Source organism: Sphingomonas sp. TREG-RG-20F-R18-01, assembly GCF_022662475.1.
Taxonomy (GTDB): Bacteria; Pseudomonadota; Alphaproteobacteria; order Sphingomonadales; family Sphingomonadaceae; genus Sphingomonas.
Map to the genome: position 1 here is coordinate 275,220 of NZ_JAKNQQ010000001.1, position 25,102 is coordinate 300,321.

Annotated in this window: 26 protein-coding genes and 2 tRNA genes; 15 read left to right on the forward strand and 13 right to left on the reverse strand. The window is 66.0% G+C overall.

The features are described from left to right. Nucleotides 1–2: 2 nt before the first annotated feature. Together fghA and L8K25_RS01285 are read right to left on the reverse strand one after the other, a co-directional pair. Nucleotides 3–851, reverse strand: coding sequence for an S-formylglutathione hydrolase (fghA, locus tag L8K25_RS01280; protein ID WP_242137123.1), 849 nt, complete (start codon nucleotides 849–851; stop codon nucleotides 3–5). Next, nucleotides 851–1,960, reverse strand: coding sequence for an S-(hydroxymethyl)glutathione dehydrogenase/class III alcohol dehydrogenase (locus L8K25_RS01285; RefSeq protein ID WP_242137124.1), 1,110 nt, complete (start codon nucleotides 1,958–1,960; stop codon nucleotides 851–853). Before L8K25_RS01285 ends, fghA begins: the two co-directional genes overlap by 1 nt. A 483-nt stretch (nucleotides 1,961–2,443) precedes the next feature. On the opposite strand from L8K25_RS01285, the gene L8K25_RS01290 reads away from it, so the two are divergent. The 3 genes from L8K25_RS01290 (at nucleotide 2,444) to L8K25_RS01300 (ending at nucleotide 7,573) form a co-directional block, all read left to right on the forward strand. Then, the gene (locus L8K25_RS01290; RefSeq protein WP_242137866.1) at nucleotides 2,444–4,198 is read left to right on the forward strand and encodes an ABC transporter permease subunit; all 1,755 of its coding nucleotides are present in this window, start codon (nucleotides 2,444–2,446) and stop codon (nucleotides 4,196–4,198) included. Between the two features lie 34 nt (nucleotides 4,199–4,232). Beyond that, nucleotides 4,233–5,552: a nitrate/sulfonate/bicarbonate ABC transporter ATP-binding protein gene (locus tag L8K25_RS01295; RefSeq protein WP_242137125.1), complete on the forward strand. Its 1,320-nt coding sequence runs from the start codon at nucleotides 4,233–4,235 to the stop codon at nucleotides 5,550–5,552. A gap of 368 nt (nucleotides 5,553–5,920) precedes the next feature. After that, a complete protein-coding gene (locus L8K25_RS01300) occupies nucleotides 5,921–7,573 on the forward strand; it encodes a hypothetical protein (protein WP_242137126.1) in 1,653 nt (550 codons plus the stop codon). Between the two features lie 247 nt (nucleotides 7,574–7,820). On the opposite strand, the gene L8K25_RS01305 is transcribed toward L8K25_RS01300, so the two are convergent. Both L8K25_RS01305 and L8K25_RS01310 read right to left on the reverse strand, forming a co-directional pair. Then, nucleotides 7,821–7,896 (reverse strand) — tRNA-Ala (locus L8K25_RS01305). A gap of 159 nt (nucleotides 7,897–8,055) precedes the next feature. Further along, the gene (locus L8K25_RS01310) at nucleotides 8,056–8,373 is read right to left on the reverse strand and encodes an FYDLN acid domain-containing protein (protein WP_242137867.1); all 318 of its coding nucleotides are present in this window, start codon (nucleotides 8,371–8,373) and stop codon (nucleotides 8,056–8,058) included. 108 nt (nucleotides 8,374–8,481) lie between these two features. Between L8K25_RS01310 and aroA the strand changes: the two genes are divergently transcribed. The 9 genes from aroA (at nucleotide 8,482) to L8K25_RS01355 (ending at nucleotide 15,225) form a co-directional block, all read left to right on the forward strand. After that, nucleotides 8,482–9,819 carry a 3-phosphoshikimate 1-carboxyvinyltransferase gene (gene aroA, locus L8K25_RS01315; RefSeq protein WP_242137127.1) on the forward strand — a complete coding sequence of 446 codons (1,338 nt, stop codon included), beginning with the start codon at nucleotides 8,482–8,484 and terminating at the stop codon, nucleotides 9,817–9,819. Then, the gene (locus L8K25_RS01320) at nucleotides 9,816–10,073 is read left to right on the forward strand and encodes a hypothetical protein (protein WP_242137128.1); all 258 of its coding nucleotides are present in this window, start codon (nucleotides 9,816–9,818) and stop codon (nucleotides 10,071–10,073) included. Before aroA ends, L8K25_RS01320 begins: the two co-directional genes overlap by 4 nt. Beyond that, nucleotides 10,070–10,693, forward strand: coding sequence for a (d)CMP kinase (cmk, locus tag L8K25_RS01325; protein WP_242137129.1), 624 nt, complete (start codon nucleotides 10,070–10,072; stop codon nucleotides 10,691–10,693). The genes L8K25_RS01320 and cmk overlap by 4 nt, the downstream gene beginning before the upstream one ends. Before the next feature lie 463 nt (nucleotides 10,694–11,156). Further along, entirely contained in the window at nucleotides 11,157–12,884 is a 1,728-nt protein-coding gene (gene rpsA, locus L8K25_RS01330) for a 30S ribosomal protein S1 (RefSeq protein ID WP_242137130.1), read from the forward strand. A gap of 155 nt (nucleotides 12,885–13,039) precedes the next feature. Continuing rightward, a complete protein-coding gene (ihfB, locus tag L8K25_RS01335; RefSeq protein WP_242137131.1) occupies nucleotides 13,040–13,321 on the forward strand; it encodes an integration host factor subunit beta in 282 nt (93 codons plus the stop codon). An 81-nt stretch (nucleotides 13,322–13,402) separates the two neighbouring features. Beyond that, nucleotides 13,403–13,485, forward strand: a tRNA-Leu gene (locus L8K25_RS01340). 205 nt (nucleotides 13,486–13,690) lie between these two features. Beyond that, on the forward strand, nucleotides 13,691–13,954 hold the full coding sequence (locus L8K25_RS01345; protein ID WP_242137132.1) for a hypothetical protein: 264 nt from the start codon (nucleotides 13,691–13,693) through the stop codon (nucleotides 13,952–13,954). Nucleotides 13,955–14,047: 93 nt separating this feature from the next. Then, nucleotides 14,048–14,251, forward strand: a complete 204-nt coding sequence (locus L8K25_RS01350) for a hypothetical protein (RefSeq protein WP_242137133.1) — start codon at nucleotides 14,048–14,050, stop codon at nucleotides 14,249–14,251. Between the two features lie 323 nt (nucleotides 14,252–14,574). After that, the gene (locus tag L8K25_RS01355) at nucleotides 14,575–15,225 is read left to right on the forward strand and encodes a PEPxxWA-CTERM sorting domain-containing protein (RefSeq protein WP_242137134.1); all 651 of its coding nucleotides are present in this window, start codon (nucleotides 14,575–14,577) and stop codon (nucleotides 15,223–15,225) included. 100 nt (nucleotides 15,226–15,325) lie between these two features. On the opposite strand, the gene L8K25_RS01360 is transcribed toward L8K25_RS01355, so the two are convergent. Beyond that, a complete protein-coding gene (locus L8K25_RS01360; protein ID WP_242137135.1) occupies nucleotides 15,326–15,610 on the reverse strand; it encodes a hypothetical protein in 285 nt (94 codons plus the stop codon). 239 nt (nucleotides 15,611–15,849) lie between these two features. Between L8K25_RS01360 and L8K25_RS01365 the strand changes: the two genes are divergently transcribed. Next, entirely contained in the window at nucleotides 15,850–17,328 is a 1,479-nt protein-coding gene (locus tag L8K25_RS01365; protein WP_242137136.1) for an ABC transporter substrate-binding protein, read from the forward strand. A gap of 26 nt (nucleotides 17,329–17,354) precedes the next feature. After that, nucleotides 17,355–17,768 carry a DUF4112 domain-containing protein gene (locus L8K25_RS01370; protein WP_242137137.1) on the forward strand — a complete coding sequence of 138 codons (414 nt, stop codon included), beginning with the start codon at nucleotides 17,355–17,357 and terminating at the stop codon, nucleotides 17,766–17,768. A gap of 23 nt (nucleotides 17,769–17,791) precedes the next feature. On the opposite strand, the gene L8K25_RS01375 is transcribed toward L8K25_RS01370, so the two are convergent. From L8K25_RS01375 to nadC, 3 genes are all read right to left on the reverse strand, one after another. After that, nucleotides 17,792–18,499 (reverse strand): ribonuclease T, encoded by a 708-nt coding sequence (locus L8K25_RS01375; protein ID WP_242137138.1) that lies wholly within the window; start codon nucleotides 18,497–18,499, stop codon nucleotides 17,792–17,794. Next, nucleotides 18,496–18,921, reverse strand: a complete 426-nt coding sequence (locus L8K25_RS01380; protein ID WP_242137139.1) for a hypothetical protein — start codon at nucleotides 18,919–18,921, stop codon at nucleotides 18,496–18,498. Before L8K25_RS01380 ends, L8K25_RS01375 begins: the two co-directional genes overlap by 4 nt. Nucleotides 18,922–18,997: 76 nt before the next feature. Further along, on the reverse strand, nucleotides 18,998–19,861 hold the full coding sequence (gene nadC, locus L8K25_RS01385) for a carboxylating nicotinate-nucleotide diphosphorylase (RefSeq protein ID WP_242137140.1): 864 nt from the start codon (nucleotides 19,859–19,861) through the stop codon (nucleotides 18,998–19,000). Nucleotides 19,862–20,310: 449 nt separating this feature from the next. On the opposite strand from nadC, the gene L8K25_RS01390 reads away from it, so the two are divergent. Next, the gene (locus L8K25_RS01390; protein ID WP_242137141.1) at nucleotides 20,311–21,066 is read left to right on the forward strand and encodes a Crp/Fnr family transcriptional regulator; all 756 of its coding nucleotides are present in this window, start codon (nucleotides 20,311–20,313) and stop codon (nucleotides 21,064–21,066) included. Nucleotides 21,067–21,079: 13 nt separating this feature from the next. Here the strand turns inward: L8K25_RS01390 and L8K25_RS01395 are convergent, their stop codons facing one another. The 5 genes from L8K25_RS01395 to L8K25_RS01415 all read right to left on the reverse strand — a co-directional run bounded on the left by L8K25_RS01395 (nucleotide 21,080) and on the right by L8K25_RS01415 (nucleotide 25,038). After that, nucleotides 21,080–21,256, reverse strand: coding sequence for a hypothetical protein (locus tag L8K25_RS01395; RefSeq protein ID WP_242137142.1), 177 nt, complete (start codon nucleotides 21,254–21,256; stop codon nucleotides 21,080–21,082). A gap of 104 nt (nucleotides 21,257–21,360) precedes the next feature. Continuing rightward, a complete protein-coding gene (gene nadA, locus L8K25_RS01400; RefSeq protein WP_242137143.1) occupies nucleotides 21,361–22,371 on the reverse strand; it encodes a quinolinate synthase NadA in 1,011 nt (336 codons plus the stop codon). A 52-nt stretch (nucleotides 22,372–22,423) separates the two neighbouring features. Beyond that, entirely contained in the window at nucleotides 22,424–23,149 is a 726-nt protein-coding gene (locus tag L8K25_RS01405; protein WP_242137144.1) for a hypothetical protein, read from the reverse strand. Nucleotides 23,150–23,500: 351 nt separating this feature from the next. After that, nucleotides 23,501–24,184: a DUF4230 domain-containing protein gene (locus tag L8K25_RS01410; protein ID WP_242137145.1), complete on the reverse strand. Its 684-nt coding sequence runs from the start codon at nucleotides 24,182–24,184 to the stop codon at nucleotides 23,501–23,503. Further along, nucleotides 24,181–25,038, reverse strand: coding sequence for an MBL fold metallo-hydrolase (locus L8K25_RS01415; protein WP_242137146.1), 858 nt, complete (start codon nucleotides 25,036–25,038; stop codon nucleotides 24,181–24,183). Before L8K25_RS01415 ends, L8K25_RS01410 begins: the two co-directional genes overlap by 4 nt. Nucleotides 25,039–25,102: the final 64 nt, after the last annotated feature.

A 25,102-nucleotide genomic window follows, 5' to 3' on the forward strand; every position in this document is an offset into this window, starting at 1 on the left:
CTCTATCCTCGCAACCGTCGCGCGTGCCAGGCGACGTGATCCGCCATGAAGGTGGAGATGCAATAATAGCTGTGATCATAGCCCGGCTGCATCCGCAGCGTGAGGTCGATCCCGGCATCGCCACAGGCCGTTGCGAGCAATTCGGGGCGGAGCTGTTCCGTAAGGAACGGGTCCGCGTCCCCCTGGTCGACCAGCAGCGCCGGCACCCGCGCGCCGTCCTCGATCAACGCGACCGCATCATGCGCGCGCCACGCCGCCCGGTCCCCGCCCAGATACCCGCCGAGCGCCTTCTGCCCCCACGGCACCTGCGACGGCGCGACGATCGGCGCGAACGCCGACACGCCCGCGAAGCGATCCGGGAAGGTCAGCCCGATCGTCAGCGCGCCGTGGCCGCCCATCGAATGCCCCATGATCCCCTGCCGCGTCATATCCGCCGCGAACGTCTCGCCGATCAGCGCAGGAAGTTCCTCGGTGACATAGCTCCACATCCGATAATGTTCGGCGAACGGCGCCTCGGTCGCATCGACATAAAACCCCGCGCCAAGTCCGAAGTCATACGCCCGGTCCGGGTCATCCGCCACGCCATCCCCGCGCGGACTGGTGTCGGGCGCGACGAGGATCACGCGATGCTCTGCGCAGGCCGCGCGGAATTCGCCCTTCTCGGTCACGTTCGCCTGCGTGCAGGTCAGCCCCGAGAGGAACCACAGCACCGGCAGCGTCTCGCCCTCGGCATGCTCCGGCACGAACACCGAGAAGGTCATCTCGGTGCCGGTCGCGGCCGAGGCGTGGCTGTAGACGCCCTGCACCCCGCCATGCGCCCTGACCTCGGAAACGGTCTTCACCGTCGCCATCAGAACAGCACCACGCTGCGGATGCTCTCGCCCGAATGCATCAGGTCGAAGCCCTTGTTGATCTCGTCGAGCGTCAGGACGTGCGTGATCATCGGGTCGATCTCGATCATCCCGTTCATGTACCAGTCGACGATCTTGGGAACGTCGGTCCGGCCCTTCGCGCCGCCAAACGCGGTGCCGCGCCAGTTGCGCCCGGTGACGAGCTGGAACGGGCGCGTGCTGATTTCCTTGCCCGCTTCCGCCACGCCGATCACGATCGACGTCCCCCAGCCGCGATGGCACGCCTCCAGCGCCTGCCGCATCACGGTCGTGTTGCCGGTGCAATCGAACGTATAATCCGCCCCGCCATCGGTCAGCGCGACCAGATGCGCGACGAGATCGCCGCTGACGTCCTTGGGGTTGACGAAGTCGGTCATCCCGAAGCGCCGGCCCCATTCCTCACGGTCCGGGTTGATGTCGACCCCGACGATCTTCGCCGCGCCCGCGAGCCGCGCGCCCTGAAGCACGTTGAGCCCGATCCCGCCGAGCCCGAACACGATCACCGTATCGCCGACTTCGACCTTGGCGGTGTTGACCACCGCGCCCACACCCGTCGTAACGCCGCAACCGATGTAGCAACTCGTCTTGAACGGTGCGTCCTCACGGATCTTCGCGACCGCGATCTCGGGCAGGACGGTGAAGTTCGAGAAAGTCGAGCAGCCCATGTAATGGTAGATCGGCTGGCCCTTGTACGAAAAGCGCGTCGTGCCGTCGGGCATCAGCCCCTTCCCTTGCGTCGCGCGGATCGCGGTGCACAGGTTGGTCTTGCCGCTGAGGCACGACTTACACTGGCGGCATTCGGGGGTGTAGAGCGGGATGACATGGTCGCCCGGCTTGACCGACGTGACGCCCGGTCCGACTTCGCGGACGATGCCAGCGCCCTCATGCCCCAGCACGCTCGGGAACAGCCCCTCGCTGTCAAGTCCATCGAGCGTGTAGGCATCGGTATGGCAGATGCCCGTCGCCATGATCTCGACCAGCACTTCGCCCGCCTTGGGCCCTTCCAGGTCGAGTTCGACGATCTCGAGCGGCTTCTTCGCTTCGAAGGCTACGGCGGCGCGGGTCTTCATGGCATACTCCGGTATCTTGGCGGGCCGCTTATAGGGAAGCGGGGCGTGGCATAAAGCGCGGAGTTGGGTTGGGGTTGCAACATCCCGTGCTGCGCTGCCAGATCCGTTATTAGATCTTCTTCCCCGGCGAAGGCCGGGGCCCAGCAGCGAGCCATCGGCAATTCGCGTGCTGCGTTCTATTACAGCGACCTCTACTTCTGGGCCCCGGCCTTCGCCGGGGAAGCAGAAAAAGAAACAGAAACAGAAGCAGAAGCAAAAACGGAAGCGTAAGCGGCAAACAGCTCAAACATTTGACAACCCTCCGCCCCCATCCCTATCGGCGCAGGACGGCCGAATCGCCGTAGATCAGGACTCGAAACAGCAAATGCCAAGCGACAGTAGTCGAATGTACGCGCCGTCGGAGGCGCTCGGCCGAGCCTGATCCGATCAGTCTCGCCCCGGGCGTCGTCGACGGCGTCCGAACGAGGTGAGACCATGCGTGAAATGCCCCAGATTGCCCGGGCCAACACCGCTTGGATCGGCCGTCCGTTTTCGCGCTACTGGCGCGCGACGACGCCGAGCTGGGCCGATGCGATTGCGTTCCTGCTGCTGGCAGCCCTTGCGGTGCTCGTCGCCAAGGGCGCGGCGGGGGTTGCGCAGCCGCTGTCCGAGCTCAACATCGATCCCGTCGCGCTCGATCCGTGGAACCTGCCCGGCTATGCGTTGCGCACCACGCTCCGCATGTTCGCAGCGCTCGGCGCGTCGCTCGCCTTCACCTTCGTCGTCGCGACGCTGGCGGCCAAGAGCAAGCGCGCCGAGATGATCATCGTCCCCGCGCTCGACATCCTCCAGTCGGTGCCGATCCTCGGCTTCCTGACCTTCACCGTCACCTTCTTCATGGGGCTGTTCCCGGGGCAGCAATTGGGCGTCGAACTCGCGGCGATCTGCGCGATTTTCACCAGTCAGGCGTGGAACATGGCGTTCAGCTTCTACCAGTCGCTACGCTCGGTCCCGAGCGATCTGGCCGAGGTCTCGCAAGGTTTCGCTTTGTCGCCGTGGCGCAGGTTCCTGCGGCTAGAGCTGCCCTTCGCGACGCCCTCGCTGGTGTGGAACGCGATGATGTCGATGTCGGGCGGCTGGTTCTTCGTCGTCGCGTCCGAGGCGATTAGCGTCGGCAACACGCGGATCATGCTGCCGGGGATCGGATCGTGGCTCGCGCTCGCGATCGACCGGCAGGATTTCCGCGCGGTCGGCTGGGCCGTCGGCGCGATGGCGGTGGTGATCCTGCTGTACGATCAGCTCGTCTTCCGCCCGGTCGTGGCGTGGGCGGATCGCTTCCGCTTCGAACAGACCGCGTCGCAGGACGCCCCGAGCAGCTGGGCCTATGACGTGTTCCGCAAGGCGCGGTTGCTGCCGGTGCTGTTCGCCCCGCTGACCGGGCTCGCGCGCTTACTGAGCGCACTCGACCGCGCGCCGACGCGCGCACGGCGCAGCGTCCGCGCCACCCCGCGCAGTCCGGTCGGGCAAGCGGTGTGGATCGCGGTCGTCACGGTCACGCTCGCCGCCGCGGCGTGGCTCGTGCTCGGCTATGTCGCGCGCCATCTCGCATGGCAGGATGCGTTCACGGCGTTCGGGCTCGGGATGATCACGATGCTCCGCGTGCTCGTGCTGATCGCGCTCGCAAGCCTGGTGTGGGTGCCGATCGGCGTGTGGATCGGCTTGCGTCCGCGCTGGGCCGAGCGGCTCCAGCCGGTCGCGCAATTCCTCGCCGCCTTCCCCGCCAACGTGCTGTTCCCGTTCGCGGTAATCGCGATCGTCCACTGGCACCTGAACGTCGACGTCTGGCTGTCCCCGCTGATGGTGCTCGGCACGCAGTGGTACATCTTGTTCAACGTCATCGCCGGCGCGAGCGCGATCCCCAACGATCTGCGCGAAGCGGCGGGGATGTTCGGCGTGCGGCGCTGGCAATGGTGGCGGCAGCTCGGCATCCCCGGGATTTTCCCTTATTATGTCACCGGCGCGCTGACCGCCTCGGGCGGATCGTGGAACGCGAGCATCGTCGCCGAAGCGGTCTCCTGGGGGAGCGAGCGGCTCGAGGCGCACGGTCTCGGCAGCTATATCGCCAAGGCGACGACAGCGGGCGATTTCCCGCGTGTGACGCTTGGCATCGCGGTGATGTCGGTCTTCGTGATCGGCTTCAACCGCCTGCTGTGGCGCCCGCTCTACGCTTATGCCGACCGCCGCCTGCGCCTCGCCTGAGCCTATCTCCCGCGTACCCAAGGAGCCTACGATCATGGCCACCCTCGCCTCGCTTGCCCCCGCCCGCCCGCTCGTCGCAATCGAGCATCTGACACACCGCTACGGCAAGGGCGGGACGAGCGGCGCATTGCTCGTGCTCGACGATGTCGCGCTGACGCTGGTCGAGAATGAAGTCGTCGGGCTGCTCGGCCGCTCGGGCTCGGGCAAGTCGACGCTGCTGCGCTCGATCGCGGGACTGATCCAGCCCGACGAGGGGAGCATCGCGTTCGTCCCCGACGAAGCGGGCGACGCCCCCAGCGTCAGCATGGTGTTCCAGACCTTCGCCCTCTTCCCGTGGCTGACGGTGCTGCAGAACGTCGAGCTCGGGCTCGAGGCGCAGCGCGTGCCCGCCGAGGAACGCCGCACCCGCGCGCTCGCGGCGATCGATCTGATCGGGCTCGACGGGTTCGAGAACGCCTATCCCAAGGAATTGTCGGGCGGGATGCGCCAGCGCGTCGGCCTCGCGCGCGCGATCGTCGTCAACCCGTCGCTGTTGCTGATGGACGAGCCCTTCTCCGCGCTCGACGTACTGACCGCGGAGACGCTGCGCACCGATCTGCTCGATCTGTGGTCGGAGGGGCGGATGCCGATCAAGGCGATCCTGATCGTCACGCACAACATCGAGGAAGCGGTGCTGATGTGCGACCGCATCCTCGTCTTCTCGTCCAATCCGGGGCGCGTCGCTGCCGAGATCACGGTCGACCTGCCGCAGCCGCGCGACCGGCTTGACCCCGCATTCCGCGCGCTGGTCGACGATATCTACGCCCGCATGACCGCACGGCCCGCCCCCGAACCCGCGCATGACGGCGTGTTCCCCGGCAGCGGGATCCAGATGGTCCTGCCGCGCGTGTCGACCAACGCGCTGGCGGGGCTGATGGAAGAGGTCGACGCCGCCCCGTTCGACGGCCGCGCAGCGCTGCCCGACCTCGCCGACCAGCTCCAGCTCGAGATCGACGAACTGTTCCCGATGGCGGAAACGCTGCAGCTGCTTCGCTTCGCCGACCTGCAGGGGGCGGACATCCAGCTGACCCCCGCCGCGCGCCGCTATGTCGAGGCGGACGTCGACGACCGCAAGGCGATGTTCGCCCGCGCCTTGCTCGCGCACGTGCCGCTCGCACAGCACATCCGCCGCATCCTCGATGAACGCGCGGGGCATGTCGCGCCCGCACGCCGGTTCCGCGACGAGCTCGAGGATCACATGTCGCCCGATTACGCCGACGAGACGCTGCGTACGGTCACGCACTGGGGCCGCTATGCCGAGGTCTTCGCCTATGACGAGGACGACGACCGCTTCTCGCTGGATGACGCGGTGTGATCGACCGCGCGCTTGGGCGGTGCGAGGCGCGCGCGTAACTGGGGGTGCCGGAAGGACGCGGAGGCCCGCTGCGAATCGCGGTGTCACCACCGCGCTGTGCCCCCCGGCCGAGCCCGTCCGCCAAATGAGCCATATACGCGTCTGATCGACGGTGAAACGTGGTGCATCCATGCCCAGCCGTTTCTCTATCGCTTTGCCGAAGTCTGTCGAAACGCCTAAAAGGACGACGCCACCAGCAGTATAACTGCCTGGCACCCTCACGCATCATTAACCGTCCAAGCAATACCACTCTGCCGGAGCGTTCCGGCCGTGTCGGTTGCTTGCGGGTCATCCTCCAGTTCGCCTTCTGCAGCAAGGAATCAGCCTCGGTGTCGAGCAACAAGATCGAAGTACGCCCCCCTGCCGCTTCGTCGGCCGCAGTCCTGCGCAAGAGGATCCTCGTCACCACGATATTGGCCGCGACCGTCATCGGCGGGGCGTTCGCCGCGACCAATGCCGGGTCGGGCGGCGGCAGGACGTTCGCTGCCCCTGCGATCATCTTTCGGTCGGCGCAGCCCACGTCGCCAGTCCCGGCCCCGACGACCGCGCCAATCGCACCCGCAACGACCGCATCGCTCTCGCTCGGGATCAACGTTGCCGGCAGCAGCTACTTCAGCACCGAGCGGACGTTCGCCAACCTCGCCTTTGCCACCGGAGCGTGGCGCAACCCGGCCGCTGCCTGGGCCGACGTTCCCAAGGACAAGCTGACGCCGGGCGGCACCCCGTTGATCAACGCGGCGCTGATACTCAACGTCCCGCAGACCGTCTGGGCGGGCAAGGCCACCCCGATCAAGTGCACATGGACCGGCAGCGGCACCCTGCACGTCGACGGCGACGCACGGTTGCCCGCAGGCAATCATTCCGTGACCTTCACCTGGCCCGGCCGCACCGGAACGGCGCTGCCGACCATCATCCTGTACGTCGACTCCGTGAATGCGTCGGATCCCCTCGCCAACCTCGATTGCCGCGAGCCCAATCTCACGACCAACGGGGCGTTCGACCAGCGGATCGTCGATGACCTGAAACCGTACAGCATCCTCCGGTTCCTGGACTGGTCGACCGCCAACGCCAATCCCGCGAGCGTAACCTGGGCGACGCGCTCGACCCCGGCGCGGCTCGTTCAGGACGGCACGGACGGCTTCGCTCTCGAGCACATGGTCGATCTCGCCAATGCGGCGGGCGCGGACCCGTGGTTCACCATCCCGTGGAACGCCGACGAGACCTACGTCCGCATGATGGCGAAGCTGGTCCACGATCGGCTGGCGAAAGGGCACCGCGCCTATTTCGAGCTGTCGAACGAAACGTGGAACTACGGGTTTCCGGTTGCGACCCAGCTGCTGAACGAAGGGATTGCCGAAGCGCTCTCGGGCGACAAATATACCAACGGTCCGCTGCGCTACGCCGAAAAGTCGATCTGGTTTCACAAGCTGCTCACCAGCGCGTTCCAGGACGACCCGGCCCGGCTGGTGCGGGTCTTGAACATGCAGAACGGCAATGGGTGGTCGATCGACCAGGCAATGGGGTTCCGCGACACGCCGCAATGGGTCGATGCGATCGCGACGGCGCCGTATTTCGGGCACGACCTGCTGCGCACCGTAGATTCCGGCGTCACCGACTTGCCGACGCTGTTCGCCGCCCTCGAGACGATGCGCGTCACCGCGATCGACCATGCCGTCGCAGACAAGGCAAGCGCGGCAAAGTGGAAGAAGCGGTATCTCGCCTATGAAGGCGGCCAGCACATCGTTCCGCTCGCGGCCAACGCCGCCGTCGGCGCGCAGATGGAGCGCAGCCCGCTAATGCACGACATGTACCAACGCTATCTCGCGGATTGGAAGACGAAGATCGGCGACACCCTGACGCTGTATTCGGCAACCGGTTCGATCAGCCAATATGGGTCGTGGGGCATTCGCGAATATGCCGGCCAGCCGCTCGCCGACTCGCCCAAGCGCCGGGCGGTGCTGGAAGCGGCGACCCCGAAATAACACTCGGCGCGCCTGCGCCGCCCGATGTGAGCGCGTGGAAGCTGTCTCCGTTCCGCCGTGGGTCGTCGCCCATGGCGGACCGGGGGCGGCAGCAGGAACGGCTAGGTCGCAGGCGCCGAAGCGGCACCAATCAGCCTGAATGGTGGGTACCCGTCGATGCGCTCAGCGCGATCGCCGATAGCGCGGCGAAGCACTGGATCGGCACGGTAACGCCTGAGATGGACAATCAACCGCCGACGGAAACGAATGGTGGAGCCGAGGGGGATCGAACCCCTGACCTTTCGCATGCCATGCGAACGCTCTCCCAGCTGAGCTACGGCCCCATCGTTTTGCGAAGACCCTGGGCGGGTCTGCGGCGGGAAGGCGTCGCCCCTACCGAGGCCCGACGCGGTTGGCAAGCGCGGAACACCGCCTGGCCAGATTTTTCGTAGAATTTTTCGCGTCAGCCCGCGCGCACTCTGCACGCGGGCCGACGCGAGCGATCAATGCTCGTCGTCTTCGGTTGGCGCTTCCACGCCGAGATCGTCGTCGCCACCCAGGTCGACTTCGTCGTCCGGCGAGGGCTCTTCGTCTTCACCGGTGTCGATATCCTCGTCGTCGCCGGCGAGATCGTCATCCTTCTTGGCGGTTTCGGGCTTGGCCTGCTCGAACGGAAGCGGCTGCTTCGACTTCAGGATGGGCTCGGGCTCCCAATGCGCACCGCAATTGATGCACGTGACGGGATCGTCCTTGCCCAGATCGTAGAAACGGGTGGCGCATTTCGGACACGTACGCTTCGTGCCCCATTCCGGCTGTATCATGGGCCGATTGACCTTCTTCAAAATTGAATTTGAGAGCTTGCAACGCGAACGTCGCAAAGTGGGGCGCGCCTTGCCATAGCGCAAGCGCACTGTCAAAGCGCAGGGCCGATGCAGCACCCCGCCCCCTCCCCGCTCGAAATCCTTCCGTCCGGTCCGTTGTCGGGGCGCGTCCGCGTCCCCGGGGACAAATCGATCAGCCATCGCTCGCTGATGTTCTCCGCGCTCGCGGTCGGCACCAGCCGGGTCGAGGGACTGCTCGAAGGGGAAGACGTGCTCGCCACCGCCGCGGCACTCCGCGCGATGGGCGCGACGATCGTGCGCGGCGACGATGGCGTGTGGACGATCGACGGTGTCGGAGTCGGCGGGTTGCTGCAACCCGCGAGCGCGATCGAGATGGGCAATTCGGGAACGTCGACGCGCCTGCTGATGGGCCTCGTCGCGAGCCACCCGATCACCGTGACCTTCACCGGCGACGCCTCGCTGTCCAGGCGCCCGATGGGCCGGGTCATCACGCCGCTTTCGCAGATGGGCGCGGACTTCACCGCGAGCCCCGGCGGACGATTGCCGCTGATGTTGCGCGGAATCTGCCCGGCGATCCCGATCACTTATACCCTGCCCGTCGCATCGGCGCAGGTGAAGTCGGCGGTGCTGCTCGCGGGGCTCAACACGCCCGGGATCACCCGCGTGATCGAACCCGTCGCGACTCGCGACCATAGCGAGCGGATGCTGCGCGGGTTCGGCGCCGACGTGACGGTCGAGGATTCGCCCGCGGGCAAGATCATCGCGATCCGCGGCGAAGCCGAGCTCAAGCCCCAGCATATTGTCGTGCCGGGCGATCCCTCCTCCGCCGCGTTTCTGGTCGTCGCCGCGACGCTCGTCCCCGGATCCGACATCGTCGTGGAAAATGTCGGCCTCAACCCGACCCGCGCGGGCCTGTTCACCGCGCTCAGGATGATGGGCGCGAGCATCGAGGAATGCGACGCCCGCGACGTCGGCGGCGAGCCGGTCGCCGACCTGCGCGTGCGCTATGCCCCGCTGTCGGGTATCGAGGTCCCGCCCGATCTCGCACCGAGCATGATCGACGAATATCCCGTGCTGTTCGTCGCCGCCGCCTTCGCGAGCGGCACGACGGTCGCCCGCGGCGCGGAGGAACTGCGGGTCAAGGAATCGGACCGGATCGCCGCGATGGCGGCAGCGCTCGGCGCGATCGGTGCGCGGGTCGAAGAGGTCGAGGACGGCATGATCGTCCACGGCAGCGGCGGCGATCCGCTTCCCGGCGGCGCGATGATCGCGACGCTGCTCGACCATCGGATCGCGATGAGCCTGGCGGTTGCCGCGCTCGCCTGCGACAAGCCCGTGACGCTCGACGACCTGTCGCCCGTCGCCACCAGCTACCCCGCGTTCTTTGTACAGATCGCGCAACTTCAGGGTGCCACAGACCAATGACTGCTTCGACCGCCGACCTGATCGGCTTCGTCGGCGCGCTGACGATCCTGAGCGGCTATGCCTATCAGACGCTGCGCAACGCCGCGCCCGACCTGCTCTCGACCCTGCTCAACTTCGCGGGCGCGTCGCTGCTCGCACTGTCGCTGACCGTGAACTACAATCTGCCCGCGCTGGCGCTCGAACTCGCCTGGGCGGCGATTGCGGCGTTCGGGCTGGTGCGGATGATGATGACACGCTCGGGAGCGCGCGCATGATCATCGCCGTCGATGGACCCGCCGCCTCCGGCAAGGGCACGATCGCGCGCGCGCTGGCGCAGCATTTCGCGCTGCCATATCTCGACACCGGCCTGCTGTACCGCGCGGTCGCGGCAAACGTCACAAGGCTCGAGCTCGATCCGGCAATCGAGGCCGACGCGGTCGCCGCCTGCGACTTCGACGATTCCTTGCTGGAGGATCCCCTGCTGCGCAGCGACGAGATCGGGTCGCGCGCGTCCGTCGTCTCGGCGCACCCGTTGGTCCGCGCCGCGCTGTTCCATCGGCAGAAGCGCTTCGCCTATCAGGAGGGCGGCGCGGTGCTCGACGGGCGCGATATCGGGACGGTCATCGCGCCCGACGCGAACGCGAAGCTGTTCGTCCGGGCGACGCCCAATATCCGCGCGAAACGCCGCCACGCCGAATTGCGCGAGCGCGGATCGACGTTGAGCCTCGACCGCGTTCTGGCGGACATTCGCGCGCGCGACCTCCGCGATTCGACGCGCTCGACCGCGCCGCTGGTGCCGGCGCACGATGCGGCTCTGCTCGACACGAGTTTCCTCTCGATCGAAGCCTCGGTGCAACGCGCCATCGCCATCGTCGACGCACGGATCGCCCGCTAAACGCTTCGGAAGCGCGCCTCCCCCAATGCGCACTTCCCCGGCGCAGGCCGGGGCCCAGGAGCGAAGGTCGGCGTCATCGGAGCGCTGCGCCCGCCAGTATCCGCCCTCGACTGGGCCCCGGCCTTCGCCGGGGTGACGGAAGGTTTGCAGCGGCTACGCGCAAGCCCCGAGCAACGCCGTCCCTGCCCGGCCCGGCCACTCCTCGGAACCCGCCGCTCGTACCTACTCCCCGCCTTGCTTTTGACCGGAACTTCGGCTAACGCGCGCTGTCCGATTGGCAGGCATTCCTGGTCAGGGAGGCGCGGAGATTCATCCTCCTGCGCCTTTTTCGCGTTTTGCGATAAACCTTTCCTGTGCCCGTTCGACGGATGTCGCGTCCGGCATTCGGTCGCCGCGGCAATATTGGCCAAGACCGCCGGAGACAACCGGCTGGCCGGAACATGATTTAGGAACGCAACACTTTATGGCCACTCAGCCAAACCCGACCCGCGACGATTTCGCCGCCCTTCTCGAAATGACCCTCGGCGGTGCCGACAGTTTCGAAGGCCGCGTCGTCAAGGGCACCGTCACCGGAATTGAAAACGACCTCGCCGTCATCGACGTCGGCCTGAAGTCGGAAGGCCGCGTGCCGCTTCGCGAATTCGCGATGCCCGGCCAGAAGGCGGACCTCAAGGTCGGTGACGAAGTCGAAGTGTTCGTCGACCGCGTCGAGAACGTCCATGGCGAAGCGATGCTGTCGCGCGACCGCGCACGCCGCGAAGCCGCATGGGACACGCTCGAAACCGAATTCGCCAAGTCGGCTCGCGTCGAGGGCGTCATCTTCGGCCGCGTCAAGGGCGGCTTCACGGTCGACCTCAACGGCGCCGTGGCCTTCCTGCCGGGTTCGCAGGTCGACATCCGCCCGGTGCGCGACGTCACCCCGCTGATGGATATCCCGCAGCCGTTCCAGATCCTCAAGATGGACCGCAAGCGCGGCAACATCGTCGTGTCGCGTCGCGCGATCCTCGAAGAGACCCGCGCCGAGCAGCGTTCGGGCCTCATCCTGTCGCTGGCTGAAGGCCAGATCATCGACGGCGTCGTCAAGAACATCACCGATTACGGTGCGTTCGTTGATTTGGGCGGCATCGACGGCCTGCTCCACGTCACCGATCTGTCGTACAAGCGCGTCGGCCATCCTTCGGAAGTTCTCAACATCGGCGATACCGTCCGTGTTCAGATCATCCGCATCAACAAGGACACGCAGCGTATCTCGCTCGGCATGAAGCAGCTCGAGAGCGATCCGTGGGAGGGCGCAGCCGCGAAGTACCCGGTTGGCGCCAAGCTCACCGGCCGCGTCACGAACATCACCGAATATGGTGCGTTCGTCGAGCTGGAGCCGGGCATCGAGGGCCTGGTCCACGTGTCCGAAATGTCCTGGACCAAGAAGAACGTCCACCCGGGCAAGATCGTCTCGACCTCGCAGGAAGTCGACGTCGTGGTCATCGAGGTCGATCCCGACAAGCGCCGCATCTCGCTGGGTCTCAAGCAGGCGATCAGCAATCCGTGGGAAGCGTTCGCTGAATCGCATCCGATCGGTTCGACCGTCGAAGGCGAAGTCAAGAACGCGACCGAATTCGGTCTGTTCATCGGCCTCGACAACGACGTCGACGGCATGGTCCACATGTCGGACATCGCCTGGGGCGTGTCGGGCGAGGACGCGCTCAACCTGCATCGCAAGGGCGAGGTCGTTCAGGCGATCGTGCTCGACATCGATGCCGAGAAGGAGCGTATCTCGCTGGGCATGAAGCAGCTCGAGCGTGGCGCTCCGGCGGCAGGTGCGGTTGCAGCGGGCGGCAACGCGTCGTCGGGCCTCAACAAGAACGCGATCGTCACCGTCACGGTGCTCGAAGTGCGTGATGCAGGGCTCGAAGTGCAGGTCGGTGACGACGGCGCGACGGGCTTCATCAAGCGGACCGATCTCGGCCGCGATCGTGACGAGCAGCGTCCGGAGCGTTTCCAGGTCGCGCAGAAGTTCGACGCGATGGTGACCGGTTTCGACCGTTCGAAGAAGCCGACCTTCTCGATCAAGGCGATGCAGATCTCCGAAGAGAAGCAGGCCGTTGCACAATATGGTTCGTCGGACTCGGGCGCATCGCTCGGCGACATCTTGGGCGCAGCGCTCAAGGCACAGAACAGCGACGCAAAGAAGTAAGACTAATGGGGGATCGTTCGAAGGAACGATCCCCTATTAACTTTTGACGGCGTGATTTGCCTTTATGCTTGGGTTGAGTTGCGGTAAATCAATACCGGGACGGCCTAAGTCCATTCCAGGTTGGTATGGCCCGTCAGGGGTGGGGAAGTAACGCGATGATCCGATCCGAACTCGTTGAAATGCTGGCAAGCGAAAACCCCGACTTGTCTGCCCGTGATGTCGAAGCCCTGGTTTCGACCTTTTTTGAAGAAATTACGAAGCGTTTAGCCATTGGTGGCCGCGTCGAGCTGCGTGGCTTCGGCGCCTTCTCGACCCGCCCGCGCGACGCGCGTACCGGTCGCAATCCCCGCACTGGCGAATTGGTAGCGGTCGACGCGAAGCGCGTTCCCTATTTCAAGCCGGGCAAGGAAATGCGGCAGCGCCTCAACGTCGCCTGAGCATTTTCTCGACAAGGTCGCGCGTCTCCACGCCATCGCGCGCTTGACGCAGCGCGCGACTTGCGCTTGGCATCGAACGGCGCGGACGTGGCGAAATCGGTAGACGCAGGAGACTTAAAATCTCCCTCTTCGGAATGCGGGTTCGAGTCCCGCCGTCCGCACCAAATTCCCGATCAGGCGCAGGACGATGGTCGATCCCGCCCCATCACCCCCGGTTGCAGCGGGAACCCCGGTCGGGTGCCACGATCGCCGCCCTGCACCCGCCAATCGGCCGGTCCGGCGCGTGCACCAAAAAAATGTCCCTTTTTTTTGCGTTGCCCCCGCAGTTTAGGCATCCGCAGACGATCCGTTTCTGCCTATAGCGAAACCATGGGTGAGATCGAACGGCAGGTTCCGGCAGGATTAATCGAACAATGGGCGGTCCATCTGCGCCGTCAGCGGTCACGCGCCGCCGACACGATATGGCTGCTCGATAACGGCTTCACGATCCACGACGGCCGGGACGGCGTGCCGACCGCGGACGCCACCGCGCGCGTCCGGCGCGAGCAGCAGGAGGTCGTTGCCGAGGTGAGCGCGTTGCTCGATCAATATGACGCGATCAACCTGCGCGGTGCGCGCCTGCAGGACGCCTAGCGTCCACGATGGCCGCGCGGTGGATTGATGGCTGGACAGCGTTCGGCGCGTGAGGAATACCGCCGCCGGGGGCGTTTAACCGAAAGCACGCAAATGATGAAGACCTTCGCAGCCGCAATTCTGGTCACCGTGGCCGCCGCAAGCGCAATGCCGGCCGAAGCCCGGGTTTGCCGCAACAGCCATGGCCGCGTTTTCAAATGCCACAAGGTCGTCGCGCCGCGCATCAATCTCAAGGCGCACCACCCGGTGAAGGTCGAGCGTTGCCGTGGCCACAAGGGCAAGTTCAACAACTGCTGATCAACCTGGGCGGCGCCCCACCGCGCCGCCCATCGATCCCGGGGGCATTGCCCCCAGCGCACCGGCGTTGTTCGATCGTCCGACAGCCACGCCACGACGCTAGCCGATGATGGACATGCGAGGAATCGCGTCCAACCCACGGAAAAGCATAGCAGCATTGCAAAAGTCCGCAGCGACCGTACCTGTGACGCCACGCGCAATCATCCTAAAGCAGTGTCACCCGAAATTACAGGATCCGCGGCATATTTCGCCTAACCCGTTGGAATCCTTATCTGGCATAATTTATGCTGATCACAGGTCGTCCCATGAAGGAGGGGACCTGTATGAGCGTAAAACCGTACCTCGCGTCTCTCGCATTGGCGTCGAGCATGCTGGCTGGTCCAGCGAATGCAGCCGTCACCATGTCGTTCAACTCAACCGGCAGTTCGCCGACCACCGGCTTCACCGTCATCGACACGTTCACCACGCTGGCGGGACTGGCGATCACGGGTTCGGTGCAGATCAAGACACCGCCGGCTGACCCTTCGGGCGCTCCACCGGCTAACTCTTCGCCGAGCGGCACATCGTATCTGTCGGTGCTGGCCGGTGGCGCCGCCACCTATACGTTCGCCAGCCCGGTCACTGGCGTCCAGTTCGACTGGGGTTCGGTCGATACCTACAATACGCTGACCTTGCGGGGGAGCTTCGGGACGATGACGATCGTTCCCGGCACGACCCCCAACCCGGCCTTCCCGTCGACCAACGGAAACCAGGGTTTCACCGGCAGCGGCCTGTTCACCGCGCTCGGCAGCGGCGACACGTTCACCAGCATAACCTTCGGATCGAGCTCGAACTCGTTCGAGGTCGACAACCTCGCCGTGCGCTCCGCGGTCCCCGAGCCGGCCAGCTGGGCGATGATGCTTGCAGGCTTCGGCCTCGTCGGCTTCGGCCTGCGCCACCGCACGGCACGGGCGCGGCGCCTGACCTACGCCTGAGCGAAGGTAACGGAAAAACCAAAGGCCGTCGGCTGAACCAGCCGGCGGCCCTTTTTCGTTCCTACAGGTCGGATCACCCGGCGACGCTCCCCCGGGCCCCTTATTCAGCGAGCGCGGCGTCGATCATATCGTTCCAGTCGCTCCAGAGATTGACCCGTTCGGCCATCAACGCGGTGCGCATCGACGGGCCGTCCGGACCCTCCAGATTCCAGTGCGACGGCGCGGGCCGGACGGTCTCGAGCATCGCTTCGGTCGGGCCGCGCAGGGCATGAAGCACCGTTCGCGCATGGGCCAGATCGGCCGCGCGTAACGGCGCGTTACTCCCACATTCGGGTTCGACCTGTCCGCCGGTCTTGCACAAGATGCGTGCGATACGCTCAACCATACTCACGGGCATACTCACGGGCATACTCACAGGCCGTCTCCAGATCGGCGAACACGTCAAGATACAGCCTCCGGCTAGCCTCGACCACGGCCCAATGGCGCTGCTGCGCTACGCAATTATGACGATTCGCCGATCAATCGTGTCTCGCATTGTGCCGACATGGCGGGATCGGCCGGTCACGGCCGCCCGAAAGCGAGTCCCCGGTAGCGCCCCCCTGGTAGCGGTGGCACAGTGGCGCGATGTCGTTACCGCGTTTCCTGTCCGTCGCACCCCGCGTCTCGTCGCTCGTTCTGGCGCTGGGGCTGGCCGCCTGCTCGGCGAAACCCGATAGCGGGCCGGTTGTCGTCAGCGCGATCGGCGAAGCTCCGGCACTGGCCGACGCCGCGAAGGGCCCCCTCGACCCGGCGGCACGGGTTCTGCTGGACGCGACCGCGCAGGGCCTCGTCCGGTTCGACGCGAGCGGTCAGATCGAGCCCGGGATCGCGGAACGCTGGAGCGTGATCGATAACGGCACCAGCTACATCTTCCGCCTGCGCGAGGGCGAATGGCCGGACGGGCGTACGGTGACAGCGGCGGAAGTGGTAAAGCTGCTCCGCCACCAGCTGGCGTCGACCTCGCGCAACGTGCTCGCCCCGTTTCTCACCGCAATCGACGAAATCGTCGAGATGACCCCAGAGGTGATCGAAATTCGCCTCAAGCGGCCCCGCCCCGATCTGCTCAAGCTGTTTGCCCAGCCCGAACTGGCGGTGTTCCGGATCGCGCCCCCGGGCGGCAGCGGACCGTACCGGATCGTCGCGCAACGCGGAGACGTGGTGCGGCTCCGCCCCGCCTTCGACCCCTCTCGCGCGGCGGACGACGATTCGGCGGAACCGCCCGCCGATGCGACGGTCAAACTGATCGGCGAGCGTGCGGCAAAGGCGATTGCACGGTTCGAGGCACAATTGTCGACAGCAGTATTGGGCGGGAGCTTTGCCGACTGGCCGATCGTGCTCGAAACGCGGATCGCGCCGATCAACCGGCGCTTCGATCCGGCGGCGGGTCTGTTCGGAATGGCGATCACGCGCCGCGAGGGCGTGCTGTCCGACCCCGCCAATCGCGCCGCGATCGCGCGCAGCATCGATCGCGCCGGCTTTACCTCGGCGATATCGCCCGAATGGGCATCGACCACCCAGTTGCTGCCAGACCAACTGGATTCCGCCGCGGCCCCTGCCCTCGCCGCCTGGACCCAGCCGCTCGCACCCGGCGAGCCGACGCCCCGCGCGAGGATCTATGCCTGGCGTGCGGCCAATCCCGGGGACATCCATCTGAAAGTGGCGCTGCCCGCCGGGCCGGGCGCGACGATCCTCTATGGTTATGTCGCCGGCGCATTGCTGTCGCTGGGGATTGTCCCGGAACGCGTTGCCGCGGATGCGCCCGCGGACCTGCGGCTTATCGACGAGGTCGCGCCCTATGACAGCGCGCGCTGGTACGTCGCGCGCGCGTGCCAGCCCTGCAGCGGAGCGGCGCTGCTCGCGATCGAGGCGGCCCGTGACGCCGACTCTCCGCGCCTGCGGTCGCAGCAGATCGCGGCCGCGGACGCGGCCTTGGCCAGCGACGTCGCCTTCATTCCGCTGGCGCGACCGCTGCGGTGGTCGCTGGTGTCGATCCAGCTGAAGGCATGGACCGCAAACCCACGCGCATGGCACCCGTTGAATCATCTGCGTAGCGACACCAATTGAGAGACATGGTGCAGAACACGACACGGATGAGCCCCCCGCCCTTCGGCGAAATGGCATCACGCTTGGCAAGCAAGGATCCCGCTGCCGTGCGGCAGCGGATCGAGGCGATGGAGCATCTGCTCGAGGGGCTGTTCACCATTCCGCTGCTCAACCGCAAGGTCGGGCTCGACGTGCTGCTCGACATTCTCCCGATCGGCGGCGACGTCATCGGCGCGGCGATGGGCAGCTGGATGGTGTGGGAAGCGCGCAATCTCGGCATGTCAAAGATGCAGATGGCGCGGATGTTCGGCAACGTCGGGATCGACTTTGCGCTTGGCATCATTCCGTTCGTCGGGGCGGTGCCCGATCTGTTGTTCCGCTCCAACTCGCGCAACCTGAAAATCATCAAGCGGCATCTCGACAAGCATCACCCGGCGCTGGCGGTCGTGGACCAGGCCTGAGCGCCGGTGTGGTCAGGCGCGGCTCAACTCTTGCCGCGCCAGATCTTGATCGCCGTCGTGTCCGGGACACCGCCGGAATTGGCATGGCAGCGCGTATAGGCAAAGCGCTTGTCGAGACACAGCCAAAGTTCGTCGAGCCAGCCGCGCTTGTTGACGGTGATGCGGATCGTTTCTGCCGGCAAGCCAGGATTTTGCCCGGCAATGGCGTGGGCGAGCTGTCCTGCGTTCAGGGGCGTACGCGAGAGCGTGCGCACGTCGGGGAACCGCAGTTTCCCGTACAGCCCGGTGGACCGCGCGAAATAGGCGTCCGGCGTGATCCCCATGCAGGTGCCGTGCTTGGCCCACTCATGCTGCATCAACTGGGGCGCCGGGGTGGAACAGACCGAGCGCTTGATCACCGCGTCCGACAGGAGCGGCGTGGCGGCGCAATATTGCGGCCAGTCCTTCCCGATCCCGTCCGGCCATAGCCCGTGCAGCGTAAAGCCGAAGCGGTTCCCGCTGCGGCATTCGAAGCGCGCTTGCGGATCGCGGGCATTGCCGTGGCAATATTCGGGCGCCCAGGTCAGCGCGAGCGTATAGCCGCCGATCGGCAGGATCCGACGTGGTTGGCTCGCCGATGGCAGGTCGGGATGGGGCCGCGGCAATTGCGCGGGAATGCTGCACTGATCGCTCTGCGCGAAGGCAGCGCCCGGTGCCCCGAACAGCGCGAGCGCGTATAGCACGGCCTTCATGCGACCGGCTCCCCGAACCAGGCGCGCGCATCCGGCTGGAACAATTTCCACGCCGCGATGCCGTTGAGCACCAGCGCCACGACCGCCAGAACGCCGCCGAGACCGGGCTGGATCGTGCCCATCGCGGCGCCGCTCAATACGCCGACCAGGCTCAGAGCGAAGAATGCGGCGATGATCCATTTGGCGACGACGGAGCGTTTGCGCGCGGTAAAGAACCACAAGGTCGCCGAAATCGCGATCCCGATCGCGGTGCCGAACAACAGCATGTTGCTGCCGAAGGACGGGCCGAACCGCGCGGCGGCCGGGTTCTCCGACAGCCGTTGGATCGATGCATTGAAGGACAAGGCGGTGTTGACCAGCCCGACCGCGACCGCGCCGAGATAGCAGCGTTCGAACCAGATGATCGAAATAGGACGTTCCATGAGTCGCTTCCCCCAAAGCATAGTCCGTGAAGCTTAGCGGCGAACCCGCGCAGCGCAACGGCGCTGGCCGAGTGCCTTACGACGTCGGCGTGAAATCCAGGCCAAGATCCGCCGCCGGTGCCGACTGGGTCAGCCGCCCGACGCTGACATAACGGACCCCGGTCTCTGCGATCGCGCGGATCGTGTCGAGGCGGACCCCGCCCGAAGCCTCGGTCGGGACGCGGCCGTCGACCCGCGCCACGGCCGTGCGCAGCGTCGCGACGTCCATGTTGTCGAGCAGCAGATGCGTCGCGCCGGCCTGCAACGCCGGATCGATCTGGTCGATCGAATCGACCTCCACGATGATCTGCGCGATTCCCGCCGCTACCGCGCGCGACACGGCCGCGTGGATGCCGCCCGCCACCGCCACGTGATTGTCCTTGATCATCGCGGCATCCCACAACCCCATGCGATGGTTGGTCGCACCGCCCATCCGCGTGGCATATTTCTCCAGCCGGCGCAGGCCCGGGATGGTCTTGCGCGTATCGAGCAGGGTCGCCCCCGTCCCCGCGATCGCATCGACATAAGTGCGCGTCAGCGTCGCCACGCCCGACAGATGTTGCACCAGGTTCAGCGCGGAGCGTTCCGCGGTCAGCATCGCGCGTGCCCTGCCCGCCAGGCGCAGGACATCGCTGCCGGCCCCGATGCGGTCTCCGTCCGCCGCGAGGCGCTCGATCCGCACGTCCGGGTCGAGCGCGCGAAAGAAGGCCTCCGCGATCGGCAACCCGGCGACGACGATCGCTTCGCGGCTGTCCATCACCCCGCTGAAACGCGCGTCGGCCGGGATCACCGCCTGCGACGTGATATCTCCGATCGCACCGAGATCCTCCGCCAGGGTTGCGGCAACGAACGCATCGAGATCGAAGGCGTCGAGGGTGAACGGTGCATGCGGATCGGTCATGCCCCGCTCTAGCCGAGCCGACCGTTGGGCGCAGCCGGAAATGTGATCAGGACCGATCACGAATGGCACCGCGTCGCCAAAGCCCAACCCCGGGACCGATCCAACTCGCTCGCCGGGGATTGCAAAGGTGCTGTCGCGCTATAGTAATAGGCCGCAAATTCAGCAAGTTGTTATCGTCAGATGCGAGGCCATCGGGATCGAGTGAAAGATGGCCTGCCTGACGCAGGTGGAAATAGTAGCAAGACACCCGCCGCTCCGGACGCACTGGAGGAGCACACATCGGACCGGATCGGAGGATAGATCGAGGTTGCAATAGAAAGTCAGGAGGGCGGAGCTTATCATTTGTTACATTTCAATTTGACAAATGATCATAACATATTTTTCCACATGTGTTAGAGCAGCGCCATCTCCGGGCAGCTACAAGGGCGCCGGGGACAGAGAGACACGACATGCTCCCGCCCTTTAGCGGGAAGCCGATGCAAGCGACTCCAATTCACGACACCATTATTGCCAGTCTCGCGCGCCGCGGCACGCTCGACCAGGACGATCATGCCGCCATTCGGCGGCTTACCCTGACCCAACGCCAGATCGAACCGTCCACCTATCTCGTCCGCGAAGGCGAAAAGCCGACCCGTTGCGCCTTCGTCCTGTCCGGCTTCACCTATCGCCAGAAACTGACCAGCAATGGCGCACGGCAGATCGTGTCGCTGCAGATCCCGGGGGAGTTCATCGATCTGCAGAACCTCTCGCTCGACGAATCCGACCATAATGTGCAGGCGCTGACACGCGCGCAGATCGCCGACGTCGATATCGCGGCGCTCCGCACGATCGTGACCGAACGCCCCGCGATCGCCGCGGCGATGTGGCTGGAATCGCTGATCGACGCGTCGATCTTCCGCGAATGGATCGTCAACATCGGCCGCCGCGACGCGCATACGCGGGTCGGCCACCTGTTGTGCGAGTTTTCGCTTCGGCTCGAGGCCGCGGGGGTCGCGACGACCCGGGCGTACAACCTGCCGATGACGCAGGAACAGCTGGGCGATACCGTTGGCCTGACCCCGGTGCACGTCAACCGCGTGCTGAAGGCGCTCGCCCAGCGCGGCCTGATCGAACGCGACCGCCGCCAGATCCGCATCGTCGACTGGACCGGGCTACGCGACGCGAGCGACTTCAACCCGCGCTACCTGCACCTGAAGCAGGTCTAACGCGCGCGCCGGATCATGGAGCCGCGACGGTTCCCGTCACCTTCAGCGTCATGACCCGGTGTTCGCGACCGTCCTCGACCTGGATCTCGAAACGGATGTCGGTCCTGCCGGCGCGGAAATCCGACGTCAGGATCCCGCCGGCCGCGTCGGACGCATGGTCCCGCGCCCGGTCGACCGTGGCCATCTCCAAGCCGGTATCGTCCCGCGTGAACGAGTCCTGGCTCTGCAAGTGAAAGAAGTATCGCGGCATTTTCGCAGAGTGCCGAACTCGGCGATCCGCTGCATTATACTGCGTTAGTCACCCGATACCCGCAGCGGGCCGAGGTCGCCCATGCCGACCGTCCCGCTCGCCATGGCCAACATGGCGTCGAGGCTCTTCTTCGCACGAAGCCTCAGATCTTCTTCGATTTCGATCTGTGGGCTGAGGTCGCGCAGCGCGACGTAGAGCTTCTCCATCGTGTTGAGCGCCATGTACGGACAGATGTTGCAATTGCAGTTTCCGTCCGCCCCCGGCGCCCCGATGAAGCGCTTGCCCGGCGCCGCTTTCTCCATCTGGTGGATGATGTGCGGCTCAGTCGCGACGATCAGCGTATCACCGGGCATCGAGTCGGCGAAGGCGAGGATCCCGCTGGTCGATCCGACATAGTCGGCATGGTCGAGGATATAGGGCGGGCATTCGGGATGCGCCGCGATCGGTGCGCCGGGGTGCTGCAGTTGCAGCTTGAGCAATTCGGTCTCGCTGAACGCCTCATGCACGATGCACACGCCCGGCCACAGCAGCATCTCCCGCCCGGTCTTGCGCGCGAGATACCCGCCGAGATTCTTGTCCGGCCCGAAGATGATCTTCTGGTCGAGCGGGATCTGGCTGAGGATCTTCTCCGCCGACGAGGAGGTGACGATGACGTCGCTGAGCGCCTTCACCTCGGTCGAACAGTTGATGTAGGTGAGCGCGATATGATCCGGATGCGCGGCGCGGAAGGCGGCGAACTGGTCGGGCGGGCAGCTGTCTTCCAGGCTACACCCGGCATCCAGGTCGGGCAGCACGACGATCTTGTCGGGGCTGAGGATCTTGGCGGTCTCGGCCATGAAGCGAACGCCGCAGAAGGCGATGACGTCGGCATCGGTCGCCGCGGCCTTCTTCGAAAGGTCGAGACTGTCCCCGACGAAATCGGCAAGATCCTGAATTTCGGGCTTCTGGTAATAATGCGCCAGGATCACGGCGTTGCGTTCCTTGCGCAACCGATCGATCTCCGCGCGCAGGTCGAGCCCCGTCAGCGTCCCGCCAATACCACCGCGTGCGTCCATGACCATCCTCCCGCCTCAACTGCGGTCCACATGGCCCCGCGGGCGGCGGTGATCAACCCATCAGTGTCTTGGTCAGCGAAAGCAGCGGCGGCGAGAAAGCCAGCGGCCGCATCAGCGCAATCGCCGCGGTGATCGCGCCGAAGCCCCAGAGATAGGCCGGGTGGACCCGCCCCCGGGTCAATACGTCAAAGGCCATCGCCACCGCGACATAGACCGCCATCACCAGCCAGATCGACCACAGGATCCAGGTGCCCATCAACGGCAGCGGCAACAGCCGCCCCACCCCCGGCGTCATCACGACGACTGCCCCGCACAACATCAACCGGCGATGCCAGTCGGGCTGCGCGCGCATCGCGACCGCGGTCCAGGTCAGCCCGGCGAACAGCAGGTCGACCGTCCAGTCCATCACGATGAAGACGTTGGGCTCGAAAAAGAACGGGATACGGTGCGTGATCGCGGACAGCGTGGTGACCGAAAACCCGACCGCCACCATCCAGCCGAGATAGGCGCTGGCGATGAATCCAAGCTGCCGATGGAGTGCCATCGTTCCCCGGAACACCAGGAAGTTCTGGGTGAGATACAGCGTCAGCCAGCCCATCGCGGTCACGCCGTGGAGATGCACCCACCATGGCGACGCGAGCGTCGATCGTCCCATCGCGAATTGCAGCGCGAACCCCGACACCGTCGTAACCACGATCGCGATCGCCATGGCGAAGAAGAACGCCCGCTCGCGATCGACCCCGGCCCCTGCCCCTGCCCGTTGCGCCTGCGTAGCCACCCGCGATCCCCCGCCGAATATCGATACGCAGGCGTTATCATATTTCGGGTAGCGAAACCAGAGCGTGACGCGTTCGCGCTGCCGCCAAAGCCGCCCCCGCCCCCGCCCCCTCCGCCCCTACCCGTCATCTGCCGTTTTCCCGCAGAAGCGGGAATCCAGGGCCAAGCAGAACGACGGCACATACCGCTCGCAACTCCTGCACTCCCGCCTTCGCGGGAGAACACCTCCTGTCTCGCAGAGGCCATTCGAAGCCGCGGATCCATCATCTTGCCTGTGCGCAAGACACCCCGGCGACAGCCAGTATGGATCCCCGCTGCAAGAGCACGAACCATGGTTCGCAACCGTCGCGGGCTACCCGCGGTTATCCAGCACCTCGGCGATCGAGCGCGTGGTGTCCCACAATTCGCTGGCGTCGTGCGCCTCGTCCGCAAAACGCACCTTTACCGTCGCGTCGAGCCCGGCGGCGCGCAGCGGCAGCGCGAAGCTGCGTTCGACCGCGCGGCGGGTCGCGTCGCGCGCCAGCTTCATCGGCACCGGCTCATGCGCCTGGCGGATCAGCTCGCGCTGGCCTGCCGCCCGGTTGGCCGCCTGCAGCTTGGCATCCGCATCGCTGATCGCCGAGAGCAGCCCGCCCTCGCCATATTCGCGGATCTGGGTCAGGTCGATCTGTGGCGGCGAGACCTCGATCGGCGGCAGCACGACGCCCAGCGTGCGGCTCTTCGCATCCCAGGTGACGTCGCGCGCGGTCAGCTTCGCCATGTCGACGCGATAGTCGACGGTGCCGGGCATGATCAGCGTCTTCTTGCTGGTCAGGCCATATTGCGATTGCGTCGAGGTCGATACCGCGACGAAGCGCGCTGCAAAGGCGGACAGCCGGTTCTGCTCGCGCAGCCCCTGTAACGATCCGCTCGCGATCGTCACCGGGTCCGGCCCCGCCAGCTTGTGCTCGACCAGCGCGCCGATGCCCCAGAACAGCGCCAGGATGAACAGCGCGATCAGCGCGAGCGCGCCGGCGAATTTCCCCAGGAATTTCATGCCGCCACGCTCCACTTATCGCCATCGGCGCGCACCTGCCCGCGCTGGCGCAGGTCGATCAGATGCGCGAGCACCGAACGCTCGGCCGCCGGGAACAGACGCGGATCGATGCCGACATACATCCGCCCGACCATCGCCGGGATCGTCTCGGGCGCGACGCGCAGCATCCGCAGGATCTGTCCCTCGCGCTGCTTGCGATGTCCGAGCATCCCGCGCACCAGCCGCTGCGGATTTTCGACGGGGTCGCCGTGGCCCGGATAATAGACCCGGTCGTCACGCCCCATCAGTTTTTCGAGGCTCGCCATATAGGCGGCCATGTCGCCATCCGGCGGGGAGACGATGCTGGTCGACCAGCCCATGACATGGTCGCCCGAGAACAGCGCCTTGCTCTCCGGCAGCGCGAAGGCGAGATGGTTGGAGGTGTGCCCCGGCGTTGCGATCGCGGTCAGCGTCCAGCCCTCGCCGACGACACTGTCGCCTTCGCCCAGCACGCGATCGGGTGCGTAATCGGGGTCGAATGCCGCATCCGCGCGCGGCCCGAGGTCGTCGAGCACCAGCGGCGCGCAGCCCACGATCGGCGCGCCGGTGATCGCCGCGAGCGGGCGGCTGGCGGGGCTGTGGTCGCGGTGCGTGTGGGTCACGACGATCGCGGTGACCGGGCGTCCGGCGATCGCCGCGACCAGCGCGTCGATGTGCGCGGCATCGTCGGGACCCGGATCGATCACCGCCAGATCGTGCGTGCCGACCAGATGCACCTGCGTGCCGGTGTAGGTAAAGGGGGACGGATTTGGGGCGAGCAACCGGGCGACGAGGGGCTCGCGCTGTTCGGCCACGCCGGTCTGTTGCTCGCTCATCGCGCCGAGATGGCGGCAGACGCCGCGCGGCGCAAGTCCGCGCGGTGTCCCCGCCCTGCCGTCA

What these genes read in the sequence shown, in the direction of transcription:
- fghA (WP_242137123.1), bottom strand. Translation starts at nt 851, where the DNA reads ATGGCGACGGTGAAGACCGTTTCCGAGGTCAGGGCGCATGGCGGGGTG.
- L8K25_RS01285 (WP_242137124.1), bottom strand. Translation starts at nt 1,960, where the DNA reads ATGAAGACCCGCGCCGCCGTAGCCTTCGAAGCGAAGAAGCCGCTCGAG.
- L8K25_RS01290 (WP_242137866.1), top strand. Translation starts at nt 2,444, where the DNA reads ATGCCCCAGATTGCCCGGGCCAACACCGCTTGGATCGGCCGTCCGTTT.
- L8K25_RS01295 (WP_242137125.1), top strand. Translation starts at nt 4,233, where the DNA reads ATGGCCACCCTCGCCTCGCTTGCCCCCGCCCGCCCGCTCGTCGCAATC.
- L8K25_RS01310 (WP_242137867.1), bottom strand. Translation starts at nt 8,373, where the DNA reads ATGATACAGCCGGAATGGGGCACGAAGCGTACGTGTCCGAAATGCGCC.
- aroA (WP_242137127.1), top strand. Translation starts at nt 8,482, where the DNA reads ATGCAGCACCCCGCCCCCTCCCCGCTCGAAATCCTTCCGTCCGGTCCG.
- L8K25_RS01320 (WP_242137128.1), top strand. Translation starts at nt 9,816, where the DNA reads ATGACTGCTTCGACCGCCGACCTGATCGGCTTCGTCGGCGCGCTGACG.
- cmk (WP_242137129.1), top strand. Translation starts at nt 10,070, where the DNA reads ATGATCATCGCCGTCGATGGACCCGCCGCCTCCGGCAAGGGCACGATC.
- rpsA (WP_242137130.1), top strand. Translation starts at nt 11,157, where the DNA reads ATGGCCACTCAGCCAAACCCGACCCGCGACGATTTCGCCGCCCTTCTC.
- ihfB (WP_242137131.1), top strand. Translation starts at nt 13,040, where the DNA reads ATGATCCGATCCGAACTCGTTGAAATGCTGGCAAGCGAAAACCCCGAC.
- L8K25_RS01345 (WP_242137132.1), top strand. Translation starts at nt 13,691, where the DNA reads ATGGGTGAGATCGAACGGCAGGTTCCGGCAGGATTAATCGAACAATGG.
- L8K25_RS01350 (WP_242137133.1), top strand. Translation starts at nt 14,048, where the DNA reads ATGATGAAGACCTTCGCAGCCGCAATTCTGGTCACCGTGGCCGCCGCA.
- L8K25_RS01355 (WP_242137134.1), top strand. Translation starts at nt 14,575, where the DNA reads ATGAGCGTAAAACCGTACCTCGCGTCTCTCGCATTGGCGTCGAGCATG.
- L8K25_RS01360 (WP_242137135.1), bottom strand. Translation starts at nt 15,610, where the DNA reads ATGGTTGAGCGTATCGCACGCATCTTGTGCAAGACCGGCGGACAGGTC.
- L8K25_RS01365 (WP_242137136.1), top strand. Translation starts at nt 15,850, where the DNA reads ATGTCGTTACCGCGTTTCCTGTCCGTCGCACCCCGCGTCTCGTCGCTC.
- L8K25_RS01370 (WP_242137137.1), top strand. Translation starts at nt 17,355, where the DNA reads ATGAGCCCCCCGCCCTTCGGCGAAATGGCATCACGCTTGGCAAGCAAG.
- L8K25_RS01375 (WP_242137138.1), bottom strand. Translation starts at nt 18,499, where the DNA reads ATGAAGGCCGTGCTATACGCGCTCGCGCTGTTCGGGGCACCGGGCGCT.
- L8K25_RS01380 (WP_242137139.1), bottom strand. Translation starts at nt 18,921, where the DNA reads ATGGAACGTCCTATTTCGATCATCTGGTTCGAACGCTGCTATCTCGGC.
- nadC (WP_242137140.1), bottom strand. Translation starts at nt 19,861, where the DNA reads ATGACCGATCCGCATGCACCGTTCACCCTCGACGCCTTCGATCTCGAT.
- L8K25_RS01390 (WP_242137141.1), top strand. Translation starts at nt 20,311, where the DNA reads ATGCTCCCGCCCTTTAGCGGGAAGCCGATGCAAGCGACTCCAATTCAC.
- nadA (WP_242137143.1), bottom strand. Translation starts at nt 22,371, where the DNA reads ATGGACGCACGCGGTGGTATTGGCGGGACGCTGACGGGGCTCGACCTG.
- L8K25_RS01410 (WP_242137145.1), bottom strand. Translation starts at nt 24,184, where the DNA reads ATGAAATTCCTGGGGAAATTCGCCGGCGCGCTCGCGCTGATCGCGCTG.
- L8K25_RS01415 (WP_242137146.1), bottom strand. Translation starts at nt 25,038, where the DNA reads ATGAGCGAGCAACAGACCGGCGTGGCCGAACAGCGCGAGCCCCTCGTC.